The organism is Bacillus sp. C1, assembly GCF_054570475.1.
In genome coordinates, this window is record NZ_JBTMZT010000012.1 from 1 (window position 1) to 17,569 (window position 17,569).

Annotated in this window: 9 protein-coding genes and 1 pseudogene; all 10 read left to right on the top strand. The window is 40.0% G+C overall.

The window, feature by feature from the left end; translation table 11 throughout:
- Positions 1-1,264: pseudogene (locus tag ACX5JI_RS21925) on the top strand (hypothetical protein); the annotation flags it as partial.
- Positions 1,265-2,229: 965 nt separating this feature from the next.
- Positions 2,230-3,015, top strand: coding sequence for a 2,3-dihydro-2,3-dihydroxybenzoate dehydrogenase (locus tag ACX5JI_RS21930; RefSeq protein ID WP_459503141.1), 786 nt, complete (start codon positions 2,230-2,232; stop codon positions 3,013-3,015).
- A gap of 25 nt (positions 3,016-3,040) precedes the next feature.
- On the top strand, positions 3,041-4,231 hold the full coding sequence (gene dhbC / locus ACX5JI_RS21935) for an isochorismate synthase DhbC (protein WP_459503217.1): 1,191 nt from the start codon (positions 3,041-3,043) through the stop codon (positions 4,229-4,231).
- A gap of 64 nt (positions 4,232-4,295) precedes the next feature.
- Positions 4,296-5,915 (top strand): (2,3-dihydroxybenzoyl)adenylate synthase, encoded by a 1,620-nt coding sequence (locus tag ACX5JI_RS21940; protein ID WP_459503142.1) that lies wholly within the window; start codon positions 4,296-4,298, stop codon positions 5,913-5,915.
- A gap of 44 nt (positions 5,916-5,959) precedes the next feature.
- A complete protein-coding gene (locus ACX5JI_RS21945) occupies positions 5,960-6,880 on the top strand; it encodes an isochorismatase family protein (protein ID WP_459503143.1) in 921 nt (306 codons plus the stop codon).
- A 14-nt stretch (positions 6,881-6,894) separates the two neighbouring features.
- Complete coding sequence (locus ACX5JI_RS21950; RefSeq protein ID WP_459503144.1) at positions 6,895-14,052, top strand: non-ribosomal peptide synthetase; 7,158 nt, start codon at positions 6,895-6,897, stop codon at positions 14,050-14,052.
- Positions 14,049-14,270 (top strand): MbtH family protein, encoded by a 222-nt coding sequence (locus ACX5JI_RS21955; RefSeq protein ID WP_459503145.1) that lies wholly within the window; start codon positions 14,049-14,051, stop codon positions 14,268-14,270. Before ACX5JI_RS21950 ends, ACX5JI_RS21955 begins: the two co-directional genes overlap by 4 nt.
- Before the next feature lie 2 nt (positions 14,271-14,272).
- Complete coding sequence (locus ACX5JI_RS21960; RefSeq protein ID WP_459503146.1) at positions 14,273-15,727, top strand: MDR family MFS transporter; 1,455 nt, start codon at positions 14,273-14,275, stop codon at positions 15,725-15,727.
- Positions 15,728-15,897: 170 nt separating this feature from the next.
- Positions 15,898-16,659 (top strand): 4'-phosphopantetheinyl transferase family protein, encoded by a 762-nt coding sequence (locus tag ACX5JI_RS21965; protein ID WP_459503147.1) that lies wholly within the window; start codon positions 15,898-15,900, stop codon positions 16,657-16,659.
- Between the two features lie 101 nt (positions 16,660-16,760).
- A complete protein-coding gene (locus tag ACX5JI_RS21970; protein WP_459503148.1) occupies positions 16,761-17,309 on the top strand; it encodes a cold-shock protein in 549 nt (182 codons plus the stop codon).
- Positions 17,310-17,569: the final 260 nt, after the last annotated feature.

The following is a 17,569-nucleotide window of genomic DNA, read 5'->3' on the forward strand; positions in this document are numbered from 1 at the left end:
AGGAGCAACCGGCCCAACCGGTCCAAGTGGAGACACCGGAGCAACGGGAGCGACAGGAGACACAGGAGCAACGGGAGTAACAGGAGCAACCGGCCCAACCGGTCCAAGTGGAGACACCGGAGCAACGGGAGCGACAGGAGACACAGGAGCAACGGGTGCAACAGGAGACACAGGAGCAACGGGAGTAACCGGAGCAACCGGCCCAACCGGTCCAAGTGGAGACACAGGAGCAACGGGAGCGACAGGAGACACAGGAGCAACGGGTGCAACAGGAGACACAGGAGCAACGGGTGCAACAGGAGACACAGGAGCAACGGGAGTAACAGGAGCAACCGGCCCAACCGGTCCAAGTGGAGACACAGGAGCAACGGGAGCGACAGGAGACACCGGAGCAACGGGAGTAACAGGAGCAACCGGCCCAACCGGTCCAAGTGGAGACACCGGAGCAACGGGAGCGACAGGAGACACAGGAGCAACGGGAGTAACAGGAGCAACCGGCCCAACCGGTCCAAGTGGAGACACAGGAGCAACGGGAGCGACAGGAGACACCGGAGCAACGGGAGCAACCGGAGCAACGGGAGCAACGGGAGCAACCGGAGCAACGGGAGTAACCGGAGCAACCGGCCCAACCGGTCCAAGTGGAGACACCGGAGCAACGGGAGCGACAGGAGACACAGGAGCAACGGGTGCAACCGGAGCAACGGGAGTAACAGGAGACACTGGTGCAACGGGAGTAACAGGAGCAACCGGCCCAACCGGTCCAAGTGGAGACACTGGTGCAACAGGAGCAACAGGAGCAACAGGGGCAACGGGAGCAACGGGAGTAACCGGCCCGACCGGTCCATTAGTAACAGCAAATAATGCTGCCATAGTTAATGCACCTACTGTAACTGTTGCGGCAGGGGCTGCTGTTCCTTTAGCTACCAATCTTACTATTAATGGAACAGCAATTACGCATGTCCCAGGTTCAACAGATATCACGTTAGCACCGAATCAGACTTATTCTATTGCTTATGAAGCTACATCTAATATAGAAGCTGGAGGAAATGCACAATTAGAATTTCAATTGAATGGAACCCTAGTACAAGGAACGCAAAGTACTATATCAGGATTAGGGAGTTTACCTACTACAGCCTCATTTTCATTATCTTCCAGTTCAGTAATAAATACCGGAGCAGGACCGAATATATTAACATTAAATAACACATCTGGTGGAGCTAGAAATATAACTGGAGCTAATATCAATGTAGTAAAACTGGAATAACAAATTTCATTAGATTGAACTGTAAAATAATTAGAAAGGTGAAATTGTTAGATATATTGATCGTATTGTAGGAGAATCAAGTGCTTTTATATAGTAAGTAGAGGATGCCTGCTTTCTTCAATCGAAACAGCCCATCTGTTTGTGAGTGACAGATGGGGTGTTACATATAATGTAACGGATTTTAACGACTTTGATCTGGGATTCTTGGAGCCAGTTATTCAGTTGAAGGAGGTAAAACCTAATTTTTCAGTAGAAGAAAACATCTGCCTATGCATAAAAGGGGTTTTTTAACTCCATGCCAAGTGAAAATAAAAAGAGAAAATGAGTGTAGGTTTTCGTTTACTTTCATAGCTGCGACTTATATGTCAGAAAATCAACAGAGATGTATCGATTTATATTCATGATCTAGTTTGAAAGTTTTTTCTAATTATTTTTTAGAAATTTGTTGAGAAAATTTAAATGAAATTAAATGGAGTTTATTGTATATTCGATATTTTTATGTGGATTATTTTGAAATTTATAAATGTTCTTTTGGGTTTTAATTCATTTTTTTGATGTAAGATTTCTGTAGATATTACAGGGGAAGTGCAATATATGTAAAGGTTTATTTAGTAGATTAGTATGGTGAGATAATAAAATGTTTTATCTGAAAAATAAAAAAAGATTGACAAAGATATTGAGAAACATTATCATTTCGTTGTGATAGGAGAAAATGAAAATCATTCTCACGTTGTAATAGATACGTATTGTGGAGAGAATGTATATGAAATTTCAGTTAAATTATACTTGACTGATCAGTTTAATGTGTGTATGATTTTTGTAAATATAATGATAATGATTATCAGTATCATTATATTCGTTTGATACAACTTGCTTAAATATTTTTGAAGAGAAATGAAGGGCATCTTTGAAAATACACAAAAGTTAAGGCGAATCAATTCGTTGTAAGGAAAGGAATTGAGAATATGAACTTTGGGGAATTTGAAGGGAAGGTTGCTTTCGTTACTGGAGCAGCACAAGGGATTGGCGAAACTGTAGCAAATATGCTTGCGGAAAGAGGGGCAAAAGTCGCAGCGGTTGATCAAAATATGCTAGGGCTCAATAAGCTTTCGGATTATCATGAAGCAAGAGGAAATCGCCTGAAAGCGTTCGCTTTAGATGTGAGTGATAGTGTAGCGGTGGAAGAAACCGTAAATCAGGTCGAGGATACGATGGGCCCGATTGATATTTTAGTTAACGTTGCTGGTGTTTTGAAGATGAATGCCATTCACTCTTTAAGTGATGAAGATTGGGACAAGACGTTTTCTGTAAATGCTACAGGTGTGTTTTATGTTTCTCGATCAGTAAGTAAACGGATGATGTCACGTAAATCTGGTGCAATTGTTACTGTAGGATCGAATGCGGCGAGTGTACCTAGAATGGAAATGGCTGCTTATGTAGCGTCGAAGGCTGCTGCAACGATGTTTACGAAATGTCTTGGTCTTGAACTTGCGGAATATGGTATTCGTTGTAATTTAGTCTCACCAGGCTCAACTGAAACAGAGATGCAGCGACAACTTTGGAATGAGGAGAATGGTGCCGAGAAGATTATTGCGGGCTCACAAGATACATATAGATTAGGAATTCCATTAAAAAAAATAGCAACTCCTTCTGAGATTGCTGAAGCAGTTCTATTTTTAGCGTCAGATAAAGCAAGCCATATTACAATGCATAATTTATGTATTGATGGCGGTGCTACTTTAGGAATCTAAATGACATATAGGAGGCTTTAAAATGATGAATCATACAACTGCTTTAAAAGAATTAGCGACAAAATTACTAGATGATTATAAAGCTGGGTCTTCATTCTTTTTTGCTTCACCATACCGCACGATACTTGCTGAAGGGACATTTACTACAGTGAAACATAACCAGGCTGAAAATTTTCCTGAGTTGGTTCATGCTGTACTAAGTAATGCGAAGCAAGCTGGACATCATAATCCTATTGTTGTAGGAGCGTTTCCTTTTGATCGTGCAAAACCTGTACAGCTCATTGTACCAGAGGAGAGTAGAATTGCTGATCGATTGCAATTTGATGCTACAAATCAAACCAAGCAGTCACCTGCATTTACATATGAAATGAAACCTGTTCCAGCACCTTCAGAATATATGCATGGTGTAGAACAAGGAGTAGCGAAAATAAAGGATGGTGATTTTAAAAAAATCGTTCTATCCAGATCATTGGATTTAAAGTCTCCAGAACAAGTGGATATTCAAAAGTTACTTTGTGATTTAGCACAGCATAATAAACACGGATATACGTTTGCGGTAGATTTACCGAATGATGAGGAGCGTAGTCGTACACTTATAGGAGCGAGCCCAGAGTTACTTGTTTCACGGAATGGGATGCAAGTCATTTCTAATCCGCTTGCAGGTTCTAGACCTCGAAGCGAAGACTCTATAGAAGATAAAAGACGAGCAGATGAGTTGCTTTCTTCAGCTAAAGATTTACATGAACATGCTGTAGTCGTTGAAGCAGTAGCGGCAGCACTTCGTCCATACTGTCGTACGTTACATGTTCCGGAAAAACCATCAGTAATAAATAGTGAAACGATGTGGCATTTATCGACAGAAGTAAGAGGAGAATTACTTGACGCATCTGTTTCGTCATTAGAATTAGCACTTGCACTTCATCCGACACCAGCTGTTTGCGGGACGCCAATGGAAAAAGCGATGAAAGCAATTCAAGAAATTGAACCGTTTGATCGAGAGTTTTTCACTGGAATGCTTGGCTGGAGCGATTTAAATGGCGATGGGGAATGGATTGTGACAATTCGCTGTGCAGAAGTTGAAGAAAATTCACTTCGTTTATTTGCAGGAGCTGGTATCGTTGCGGAATCAAAACCTGAAGATGAACTAGCTGAAACATCAGCTAAGTTCCGCACAATGCTGCGAGCTATGGGATTGAATGATGAGTCGCTGAAATAAAGTAAAGTTTTACTCAGCTAGGGATTCATTTCTTAACGGAGTAGAAGCGCTGGAGGGATAAAAGATGTTAACAGGATGCCATGAGTGGCCAAAAGAATTTGCTGATCGATATAGAAAGAATGATTGTTGGCGCGGAGAAACATTTGGAATGATGTTAAGAGAACGTGCTGAAAAATATAGTGATCGAATTGCTGTTACAAGTGGAGATCAACATGTAAGTTATGCTGAACTCGATAGAAAAGTAGACCGTTTAGCAGCAGGATTTCAGAAGTTAGGGATAAAACAAGAAGACCGCGTTGTTCTTCAGTTACCTAATATTATAGAGTTTGTTGAAGTATGCTTTGCACTCTTTCGAATTGGGGCACTTCCAGTTTTTTCTTTGCCGTCCCATCGTAGTAGTGAAATAAGTTATTTCTGTGAATTTTCTGAAGCAACTGCTTATATTATCGCAGATAAGCAGTTGGGATTTGATTATCGTAAGCTTGCTAGAGAAGTGAAGGAGAAGGTTCCAACGCTACAACATGTCATTGTGGCAGGAGAGGAAGAGGAATTTGTCGGATTACATGATCTTTATATAGATCCAATTGAACAACTGGAAGTGAAATCTAGCGATGTAGCTTTCTTGCAATTGTCGGGCGGAACAACAGGGTTATCTAAATTAATTCCAAGAACACATGATGACTATATTTATAGCCTACGAGTAAGTGCTGAAATTTGTAAATTGGATCAAGAGAGTGTGTATCTTGCTGTTCTTCCAGTTGCACATAACTATCCCCTTAGTTCACCAGGAATTCTTGGGACGTTATATGCAGGAGGGCGAATCGTTCTCGCTTCTGGGGGAAGTCCAGATGAAGCGTTCTCTCTTATTGAGAAAGAACGCGTTACAATTACCGCTCTTGTACCACCGCTTGCGATGGTATGGCTTGATGCAAAAGCATCACGCCATAACGATTTGTCAAGCCTTCAGGTCATACAGGTAGGTGGGGCAAAATTTAGCGCTGAAGTGGCGAAGCGTATACGTCCAACATTCGGTTGTACATTACAACAAGTTTTTGGGATGGCTGAAGGGCTAGTGAATTACACAAGACTTGATGATTCAGAAGAAATCATAATTCATACGCAAGGAAGACCAATGTCACAGTTCGATGAAGTTCGTGTCGTTGATGAAGATGATAATGAGGTGGAACCTGGACAAGTTGGGAGTTTATTAACCCGCGGTCCATATACAATTCGTGGATATTACAAAGCTGAAGAACATAATGCGAAATCCTTTACTCCGGATGGTTTTTACCGTACAGGTGATCTTGTCAAAATAAATGAGCATGGATATTTAGTAGTTGAAGGACGAGATAAGGATCAGATTAATCGTGGCGGCGAGAAAGTTGCAGCGGAAGAAGTTGAAAATCATTTGTTGGCTCATCCAGCGGTACATGATGTTGCAATTGTATCTATGCCAGACGATTATTTAGGTGAACGTACTTGTGCTTTCGTAATCGCCCGCGGGGAAGCGCCGACTGTAGGAGATTTGAAAATGTTTGTAAGAAACCGAGGGATTGCTGCATATAAAATTCCAGATCGTATCGAATTTATCGAATCGTTTCCACAAACTGGTGTCGGAAAAGTGAGTAAAAAGGAATTGCGAAAAGCAATCGCGGAAAAATTGAAATCTACTATAAATGCATAATTTTTTAAATGGAAATTTCAAAACATTCGGAAGGAAGTGGTTAGATGGCTATTCCAGCTATCTCAGTATATAAAATGCCATTAGAATCAGATTTACCAAGTAATAAAGTAACATGGAAGCCAGATCCAAAACGTGCAGTTCTTCTTATTCATGACATGCAAGAGTACTTTCTAGATGCATATCAGGCAGAGGAATCACCAAGAGTAGAACTCATTTCAAATATGCAATTGATTAGAAAAACATGTAAGGAGCTTGGTATTCCTGTCGTTTATACTGCACAACCAGGTGGACAAACGTTAGAGCAAAGAGGATTATTACAAGATTTCTGGGGATCAGGTATTCCTGAAGGGCCTCATAAGCAAAAAATTGTAGATGAGCTCACTCCTGATGAGAATGATATTTTTCTGACAAAGTGGAGATATAGTGCGTTCAAAAAAACAAATCTTTTAGAAATTTTACATGAACAAGGGCGAGATCAACTTATTATTTGCGGCGTGTATGCACACATTGGATGCCTGTTAACAGCATGTGAAGCATTTATGGACGGGATACAACCATTTTTCATTGCTGATGCAGTTGCTGATTTTTCAGAAGAATATCATAAACAAGCTTTGCAGTATGCATCTGATCGCTGTGCAGTGACTATGACAACGAATATATTACTAGAAGATTTACAGAGTGTAAAAGAAAGTGCTACGGCGGAAGAGAATACAGGTTTCACAATACAAGCAGTGCGTGAACAAGTTGCTGAATTGCTTCGTGAATCACCAGAAGATATTGGGGATGATGAAGATTTATTAAATAGAGGGCTCGACTCAGTTAGAATTATGAGTTTAGTAGAAAAATGGCGTCAGGTAGGTGTAGAAGTTACATTCGCAGATTTGGCCGAGCGTCCAACAATTTATGATTGGTTTAAATTGTTATCCTCTCAAGAAGAAAAGATGCTGTTAAATACAGATAGATAAAGGGGTAAATACGAATGTCTTATTGTCAAAAGATTCGTTATTCATTATCGGGTGCGCAAACGGGGATGTGGTTTGCGCAGCAACTTGATCCAGAAAATCCAATTTATAATACGGGTGAGTATATAGAAATACATGGTTCAGTTGATGTGAAAATATTTGAATTAGCTGTGCGTAAAGTTGTAATGGAGGCTGAATCTTTACATGTCCATTTTGAAGAAGATGAAAAGGGGCCATGGCAAGCCATCGATGCTTCTCCTGAATTTCATATGCATATTATCGATGTTAGTAAAGAAGAGAATCCTCAAAAATCAGCTGAAGCGTGGATGAAAGCAGATTTATCTACACCAATTAACTTGAAAAAGGACAAGCTGTATACAGAGGCGCTTTTTAAAGTTGATTCTAATCGTTTCTTCTGGTATCAGCGCATCCATCACATTGTGATGGATGGCTATGGGTTTTCGTTACTTGCAGAGCGAGTAGCAAAAGTATATACGGCATTCATGAATAATCAATCATATGATGAAAGACCATTTGGTTCTTTACATACCGTTTTAGAGGAGGACGCTACGTACCGAGCGTCAGAGCAATTTGAGAAAGATCGCAATTTTTGGCTAGAACGATTCCAAGATCGACCAGAAGTAGTAAGTTTGGCGGAACGTGCTCCTAGAACATCGAAGGGATTTCTTCGCCAAACAGCGCATTTATCTCGTTTACATGCAGAGTCGTTGCAAAAAGTTGCCCATGGGTGTAAGGCGAATTGGCCGGATCTTATCATCGCTGCAACTGCTATCTATATACATAAGTTAACGAGTGCGGAGGATGTCATTTTAGGTTTACCAATGATGGGGCGCTTAGGGTCAGCGTCAATTCATATTCCTAGTATGGTTATGAATGTAGTACCACTTCGATTATCTATACGTTCTAATATGAGTTTTACTGAAGTGGTAAAACAGGTTTCTAATGAAGTTCGTAATATACGTCTTCATCATAAGTATCGTCATGAAGAATTACGTAGGGATCTTAAATTATTGGGAGAAAACCAGAGATTATTTGGCCCAATGGTTAACGTCATGCCTTTTGATTATGGTCTGAATTTTGCAGGGAATCGTGGGATGAAATATAATCTTTCAGCAGGACCGGTTGATGATCTATCAATAAATGTGTCAAATGAGTTTGGGGGGAATGGCTTACAGATTCATTTTGACGGAAATCCTGAAGTATATAACTTAGGAGAACTACTAGCTCACAAGGAAAGATTTGTGAATCTTCTGGCAGAAATATCGGAAATTCAAGTAGATTCACCGATTGGAAAACTAGCACTCTTACTTCATGAGGAACGCAAGAAAGTGTTAGTAGAATGGAATCAAACGAAGAAAGACAGTTCGTTTATAAGCGTACCTGCCCTTATTGAAAAACAAGTAAGTAAATATCCTGATTCTATTGCTGCAATATGTGATGGAATAGAACTTACGTATAAAGAATTAAATGAACAAGCAAATAGCCTTGCTCATTTCTTATTAGAACAGGGCGTTCAATCTAAGCAATTTGTAGCGTTAGCATTTCCAAGATCTGTCGAAATGGTTATCGGGATGTTAGCAGTTCTGAAGACGGGAGCAGCTTATTTACCGATTGACCCAGAATATCCAGAGGATCGAATTACATATATACTAAGCGATGCCCAGCCTGCTTGTATTTTAACACATTCTTCTATTTTGGCTAATCTACCGAATGAGGATCATACAAAAAGAATCGTACTTGATAATAAAGATACAAAAGAGGCGTTAAGAGGATACCCGAAAAATAACTTAGATGCGTTGGATGACGGAGCACTTTTAAATCCTGCATATACAATTTATACTTCGGGATCAACAGGTAGGCCAAAAGGTGTAGTTGTGCCAATGCAAAGTTTAAGTAACTTTTTATTGGCAATGCAAGATCAATTCGCATTGCATACAAATGACCGTTTGTTAGCTGTTACAACTTTTGCCTTTGATATTTCCGCTTTAGAAATTTATTTGCCACTTATTAGCGGAGCAAGTGTTCAAGTTGCACAGAAAGAAACGGTTCAAGATTCGTCAGCATTAACAGAGATTATACAAAAGGAAAACATTACAATTATGCAAGCTACCCCAACACTTTGGCATGCGCTTGTAACAGACTATCCAGAAAGATTAATAGGACTTACAGTTCTTGTTGGTGGTGAGGCGCTTTCATCAAATCTCGCGTCGCGGTTAAAAGAACTAAATTGTCATGTTACCAACCTTTATGGACCAACTGAAACAACAATTTGGTCAACTTTCATGGATATGAATGAAGAAGAGAGTGGTACACCTTCTATTGGAAGACCGATTTGGAATACGGAGGTGTATGTACTAGATGCTGGGTTACAACCAGTACCACCTGGAGTGGTGGGTGAATTATACATCTCTGGTACAGGGCTTGCTAATGGATATTTAGGAAGACCGGAATTAACAGCTGAACGATTTGTTGCAAACCCATTTGGGAAACCTGGTACACGAATGTACCGCACAGGCGATCTTGTTAAGTGGCGTCAGGGTGGTTCGTTAGATTATGTGAGTCGCGCTGACCATCAAATTAAGATTAGGGGATTCCGTATCGAGTTATCTGAAGTGGAAACGGTATTATCTCAGCACCCTCATATTGAGCAAGTCGTTGTAATTGTTCGAGAAGATCGACCTGGCGATAAACGTTTAGTTGCTTACATTGTACATGATGCTCGAAGAAATCTTGATTCTAAAGAAATTCGAGAATATGCAGCAGAGAGTCTACCAGGCTATATGATACCGTCAGCAATTATGATGATGTCTGAATTGCCATTAACACCGAACGGAAAAATTAATCGAAAAGTGTTACCAGCACCTGACTTTAATTTACTTGTTAGTGAACGTGTCGCTAGAAATCCACAAGAAGAAATTTTATGTGATTTATTCGCAGAAGTGCTTAGCATAGCGCGGGTTGGAATCGATGATAATTTCTTTGAAATAGGCGGACATTCTCTGTTAGCTGCTCGGCTAATGGGACGTATTCGTGAAACGTTAGGCGTTGAATTAGGCATTGGAAAACTATTTGAATCACCTACAGTCGCTGAACTTGCTAAACAATTAGATAGCGCGCAAAGTGCAAGACCGGCTATTCAGAAAGTAGCGCGTCCAAAAGAAGTTCCTCTTTCTTTTGCACAGCGTCGTTTATGGTTCTTGAACTGCTTAGAAGGTCCAAGCCCAACTTACAATATTCCAGTCGTTATTCGAATGTCTGGTGAATTAAATCGCGAAGCTTTACAATTTGCGTTTTATGATATTGTCGATCGACATGAAACACTTCGTACTATTTTTCCTAATATGCTTGGTACGTCGCACCAACAAATTTTAGAGACAAATGAGGCAAATCCTACTCTAATTGTTACGCCTACAACTAAGTCAGAATTACCTAATGTACTTGCTGAAGCTGTAAGATATAGCTTTAATCTTGCAGAAGAGCCAGCGATTCGTATGGAACTTTTTGAAATAAGTCGGGATGAACATGTGTTGCTTGTATTGTTGCATCATATTGTCGGAGATGGATGGTCATTGAATCCGTTGGCAAGAGACATAGCAGCTGCTTATCAAGCTCATTGTAAAGGGGAATCAGTCCAGTGGAAGTCACTGCCAGTACAGTATGCCGATTATGCTCTTTGGCAACAAGAACTATTAGGAAATGAGAGTGCGCAAGATAGTCTTATTTCACAACAAATTGAGTTTTGGAAAGAAGAGTTGAAGGGACTACCAGATCAACTGGAGTTACCGACAGATTATCCGCGTCCTCTGGAAACGAGCTATCGCGGAGAAACGATAGATTTTTATGTGAATCAAGAGTTACATGAACGACTATTAGCGATCGCCCGTAAAAATGGTGTTAGCTTGTTTATGGTTCTGCAATCGGGACTGGCTGCATTACTGACACGATTAGGAGCAGGAACGGATATTCCAATAGGTAGTCCAATTGCTGGGCGTAATGATGATGCGCTTGGAGATATTGTTGGATTGTTCGTAAATACACTCGTTTTACGTACAGATACATCTGGAGATCCTAGCTTTAGTGAACTGTTAAGTAGGGTGCGTAAAGTTAATCTTTCGGCATATGAAAATCAAGATGTTCCGTTTGAACGACTTGTTGAAGTATTAAACCCTGTACGCTCAAGAAATAGTCATCCACTATTTCAAATTATGCTAGCTTTTCAAAATACACCAGAAGCTACACTTGATATACCGAATTTAGAAACGCATCTTGAGATTAAGAGTGTTGGTTCTTCGAAGTTTGATATGACGATAGAAATAAGTGAACGTAGTACGTCTGAAGGTCAGCCAAATGGACTACACGGTTTACTTGAATTTAGTACAGACTTATTTAAGCATGAGACAGCTCTGAAACTTATGAGTCGTTTCATTCATTTATTAGAAGACGTAGTGAAAGATCCAGAACAATCTATTGGACGATTAGAAATTTTGGATGAAGAAGAGCGCCAAACAATACTTGAAAAATGGAATGGCGGTTTTCAAATTGCGCCTGAAATGACCTTGCCGGAATTATTTGAGAAACAAGTGCATGTAACACCAAATGCAATCGCTGTCGTATTTGAGGATACTACGCTAAGTTATGCGGAGTTAAATAAGAAATCGAATAAACTTGCACGTCTGTTAATTAAAAAAGGAGTAGGTCCAGAGCAAATGGTTGCTTTGGCGATGCCGAGATCGCTTGATATGGTCGTGAGTTTGTTAGCCGTTTTGAAAGCGGGAGCGGGATATTTACCGCTAGATCCTGATTATCCATCAGATCGTATTTCATACATGCTAAGTGATGCGAAGCCTATTTGTATGCTTACGAACACAAAAGTGACGATAGAGAGTGAAGAAACCGAAGCGATTGTAGTAGATGATCCAAAAACAATGGAGATAGTAAACAAATATAGTGAAGAGAATATCGAAAATGCGGAACGAATACAGCCGCTATCACCTTTACACATCGCTTATGTAATTTATACATCAGGCTCAACTGGCAGACCAAAAGGTGTAATGATTCCTCATCAAAATGTTGTAAGGTTATTTGGAGCAACGGATCATTGGTTCCAGTTTGATTCAAATGATATTTGGACAATGTTCCATTCTTACGCGTTTGATTTCTCAGTTTGGGAAATTTGGGGACCGTTATTGTATGGAGGACGTTTAGTTATTGTGCCGCATACAGTCAGTCGTTCGCCTAGAGAATTTTTAAATCTGCTTGTCCAGGAGAGAGTAACAGTTTTAAATCAGACACCATCAGCGTTTTACCAGCTTATGCAAGCAGATCGTGAAAATGTCCAATTAGGGCAGAAGCTTTCCTTACGATATGTCGTTTTTGGCGGAGAAGCATTGGAATTAAGCCGTCTAGAAGATTGGTATAGTCGTCATCCAGAAAACGCACCTAAGCTTATTAATATGTATGGTATTACAGAAACAACTGTACATGTAAGTTATATCGAGCTTGATCAAAACATTGTATCCTTGCGAGCAAACAGCTTAATTGGATGTAGCATACCAGATCTTAAAGTATACGTATTAGATAACTACTTACAGCCTGTACCACCGGAAGTGGTGGGGGAAATGTACGTTGCAGGAGCAGGACTTGCCCGTGGATATTTAGGTCGTGCGGGTTTAACGGCAGAGCGATTTATCGCAGATCCATATGGGAAACCAGGTACTCGAATGTATCGTACAGGAGATTTAGCACGTTGGCGTCAAGATGGCACATTAGATTACATGGGACGGGCTGATCATCAAATTAAGATTCGTGGATTCCGAATTGAACTAGGTGAAATTGAAGCGGTTATTATGCAGCATCCTCATGTGGAACAAGTTGCTGTCATTGTACGTGAAGATCAGCCGGGTGATAAGCGCCTAGTCGCCTACATTGTTCCGTCAGAGCAAGTAAACATTGATACAGCTGAAATGCGCCAATATGTAGGACTTAGTTTGCCTGATTATATGATACCGTATGCTTTCGTTATGATAAGTGAATTGCCTCTAACGCCAAATGGTAAGTTAGATCGTAAAGCATTACCGGCACCTGAATTCACTGTATCTACGATAAGCCGTGGACCGAGAACACCAAAAGAGGAAATTTTATGTGATTTATTTACAGAAGTTTTGCATGTACCTCGAATTGGTATTGATGATGGTTTCTTTGATCTTGGTGGTCATTCTTTACTTGCGGTGCAGTTGATGAGCCGGATTAGGGAAGCGTTAGGAGTAGAGTTAAGTATTGGTAGTTTATTTGCAGCACCGACAGTTGCAGGTCTTGCCGAAAGACTTGAAATGGGGACGAGCCAAAGTGCGCTCGATGTAATCTTGCCATTAAGAACAAATGGTGAGGAATTACCGATGTTCTGTGTACACCCAGCAGGTGGACTTAGCTGGTGTTATGCCGGATTAATGAAGTCTTTAGGAAGCGATCATCCAATTTATGGTGTACAGGCACGCGGTATTGCAAAACGTGAAGAACTTCCGAAATCATTAGACGAAATGGCTGCTGATTATCTTGAGCACATTCGTGAAATACAGCCATATGGGCCGTACAGATTGTTAGGTTGGTCTCTTGGCGGAAATGTTGTTCATGCAATGGCAACGCAGTTGCAAAATCAAGGAGAAGAAGTTGAACTACTTGTTATGCTGGATTCTTATCCTGGTCACTTTTTACCAAATACAGAAGCACCTACTGAGGAAGAAGCACTTATTGCCTTACTTGCATTAGGTGGATACGACCCAGATAACATGGACGGGAAAACGCTTGATATGGAAAACGCTATTGAGATACTTCGCAAGGATGATAGTGCGTTAGCGAGTCTAGAAGAAGAAACAATTTTAAACTTAAAAGAAACATATGTAAATTCTGTTGGTTTGTTAGGGAAATATGTTCCAAAACAATTCCGCGGGAATATTGTATTCTTTAGATCAACAATTATACCAGAATGGTTTGATCCGATTTCTCCAGATACGTGGCTTAGCTATATAGATGGGGAAATTGAACAATATGATATTGATTGCCGCCATAAAGATTTATGTCAGCCAGGTCCACTTACAGAAATTGGACAAGTATTAGCTAATAGACAGCAAAGGGTGAAAGGGGTAAGGAAAGTATGACGAATCCATTTGAAAACGACAGCTTTATGTATAAAGTGTTAGTAAATGAGGAAGGCCAGCATTCTGTCTGGCCAGCCTTTCTAGATGTACCAGCTGGATGGGATGTTGTTCATGAACAAGATAGTAGACAAGCTTGTCTTTCGTATATCGAATTACATTGGAGTGATATGCAGCCAAAGAGTATTCACTCACTTGAATACGTTTTAATAGGGGAGTAGTAATGAATTTGAAGCTGAATCCAAAAGTTGTTGTTACTGTTGTATATATAACTGCTATGTTTATGGCTGCTATGGATGCAACGATTGTAAATGTAGCTTTGCAAACAATTAGTCATGAACTACAAGTTTCACCTGCAGCAATGGGGACAGTCAATGTTGGATACTTAGTAAGTCTTGCCGTAGTTTTACCTATTTCTGGTTGGCTTGGAGATCGGTTTGGTACGAAGCGAGTATTTCTAATTGCACTTTCTATATTTACAGCAGCTTCTGCGTTATGCGGAATTGCTGATAATATTACTGCCTTAAATGTATTCCGTATTATACAAGGGGCTGGCGGAGGGTTATTGACTCCGGTAGGAATGGCCATGTTATTTCGAACATTTTCACCACAAGAAAGACCGAAGATTTCTAGATTTATCGTGTTGCCTATTGCTGTTGCACCAGCAATAGGGCCGATTGTTAGTGGCTTCTTTGTGGATCATATGTCTTGGCGCTGGGCATTTTATATTAATTTACCGTTTGGAATAGTAGCTTTACTAATTGGTGCGCTATTTTTAGGCGAGCATATTGAAAAAACTGCTGGGCGGTTCGATTTACCTGGTTTTCTGCTTTCCGCACCAGGATTTGCAATGTTGATATATGCAATGAGTCAAGGACCGTCAAACGGCTGGAATTCTCTAGAGATCATCGGGACAGGATTAGGTGGGTTTTTGCTTATTATTCTCTTTGTCTTTGTTGAACTGCGAGTGAAGCAGCCAATGCTAGATTTACGTTTGCTGCAAGATCGATTATTTCGGAATATGAGTCTCATTTCCTTATTTTCAGCTGCCGGGTTACTTGGGATGTTATTTGTATTCCCGCTTATGTATCAAAATGTATTACATGCGTCGGCGCTAGAAACAGGCCTTACTACATTTCCAGAAGCGATTGGACTCATGATTTCTTCACAAATTGTGCCTTGGTCGTATAAAAAGCTTGGACCACGTAAGTTAATCTCTCTTGGATTGTTGTGTTCAGCAATCATATTTGTTGCCTTAAGCTTCGTGGATCAAGAAACAAACTCTGGGTTAGTCCGTACGCTACTATTCGGCATAGGATTTTTCCTAGGTCACTCTGTAGGAGCTGTACAATTTTCAGCTTTTCATAACATTCATCCGTCTTCAATGGGGAGGGCGACAACTATTTTTAATGTGCAAAATCGATTAGGTTCCGCCATCGGTGTTGCAATTCTTGCCAGTCTTCTAGCCGCTTTTGGCAATCATAATGTAAGTGAGGCAGGAAATGAGAGTGCTAGTATTGTAGCGTATCAAATAGCTTTGCTTGGTGCAGCTGCATTTCTAGGCATTGCATTATTGTTTGCATTACGTATTCGTGATGCGGATGCAATAGCTACACCAAAGGAAAAAACAGCAGTTCAATCAAATGAATCTCATTCAAAAGCAGCTGCAGGTAAATAACAGAGGAAGGACCTGCCTAGGTATAATAATAAATCTGGGTAGGTTTTTCCCTAACAATAGGGATGTTGAAAGAGAATGAGAATGGCTAGTGGAGATATTTGCTGGAAAACTGGAATAGATTCCATACTTTTTTTAGTATGAGTATTGGATATGAAAAGGGGAGCGTATTTATGAAAGATTGGGAGCTTGTAGATTCAGTACCAAAGCTAAGAAGTCATCATTGTCAAGTATGGTGGGCTCGAATTTCAGATTTGCAACCTTGGCACTATCATTTACTAAATGAAATCGAGCGTGAGAAAGCAAATTTGTTCCATCATTCTGACGACCGAGCAAGATTTATGATTGGATGTGCAATTAGTCGATTAGTACTAGGGAAACAACTCGCAATGTCTCCGCTTCAAGTGCCAATTGATCGAACTTGTTCAGTTTGTAAGTTAGCACATGGGCGTCCACAATTACCTGTGGGCATGCCGCAGCTATCTGTGTCACATTCAGGAGAACGAATTGCTGTCGCGTTTACAACATCGGCACCAATTGGCGTCGATGTAGAACAAGTAAATTCGAATATTGATGTACTTAAAATGGCAGTAGGGGTATTAACAGAAATCGAAACTGCTCAGTTAATGAAACTGCCTGCCGAAAGACAAGTTGAAGGTTTTTTAACTTATTGGACACGGAAGGAAGCTATACTTAAGGCTACTGGAGAAGGGTTAATGGTATCTCCCTCCAACCTAACTGTATCAGCGCCAGATCATTTGCCGGAACTCTTTGTTTTTCAGGATCGGCCACAGCTTGTTGAAACGACAACTTTGAGGGATTTGCAGCCTGGTTCAGGCTATGTTGCTTCAATAGCTTTATTAAACAAAGAGGTAACAGAAGTGAGACAACTTGATGCAGGAAAGTTATTGCAAGATAGTAAGTTTCTTCATTAATAGAGAGTCATGTTTGAATAGAAGGAGTGTTTTACAGAGACATAGTGTGAAAGTGTTTGCTTCAGTAGTTGGATTATATAAATATAGAAGAGGTGTTAGTCATGTTAGTAGTGGAAAATAGAAGAAGAGGATTGACTGATGCTACAGCAGTTAAAGTTGTTAAGGATCTATTGTTTTCTAAAGAAGCATCATCTATTTCATCTTTAGAAAATATCGTGAAAGATACGGTTCAGTTCAATGTTGTGGAACAAGAAATACTAAATTGGAAATGTATTCCAAAAGAAGCAAAAAGCTTTTTTGATACAAATGGGACATTCCTGTATAGAGTTTCGTCCGTTAGTTATAAGGAGAAGGTGTTATCTGAAAATCTAATTTTTGCTGATACTTCACTTTTACCGAGTGAAATTGTGAAAGGATTAGAAGCTGGAGACGTACCAGTTGAAAAGCTAATTGAGGGAATGGATATAAGAAAAAATATGTTATATCAAGGGTATCAACCTTCCGGAAATATTATCGAACTGTTTGATGGATGTTTATTACAATCTAGTATATACCCTACGAGAAAATATCAAATTGTAAGGAACTGTAGTTGCTTATTTTATATTTGTGAAGTATATCATACTGAAAATATATATGAGGTAATGAAGTAAGTCATAATAAACTAGCATAATTTATTTTATTAAAAGAGAAGGATAGATAGGTAGAAAATACATACCTTATCTATCCTTTTTTGTATTACATATAACCGTATTTACTATCAAAACCTTTAAATTCTATAAAGTGCAAGGGAAATTTTGAATTTGAGTTAGTATTTTAGCCACGAAAAATTTAAATCTGCTGTTGTTTCGGGAATTTTAATGCCGCCATGGATTTGCTTGTTCAAATGTAACATATTGTGTGCGATATACTG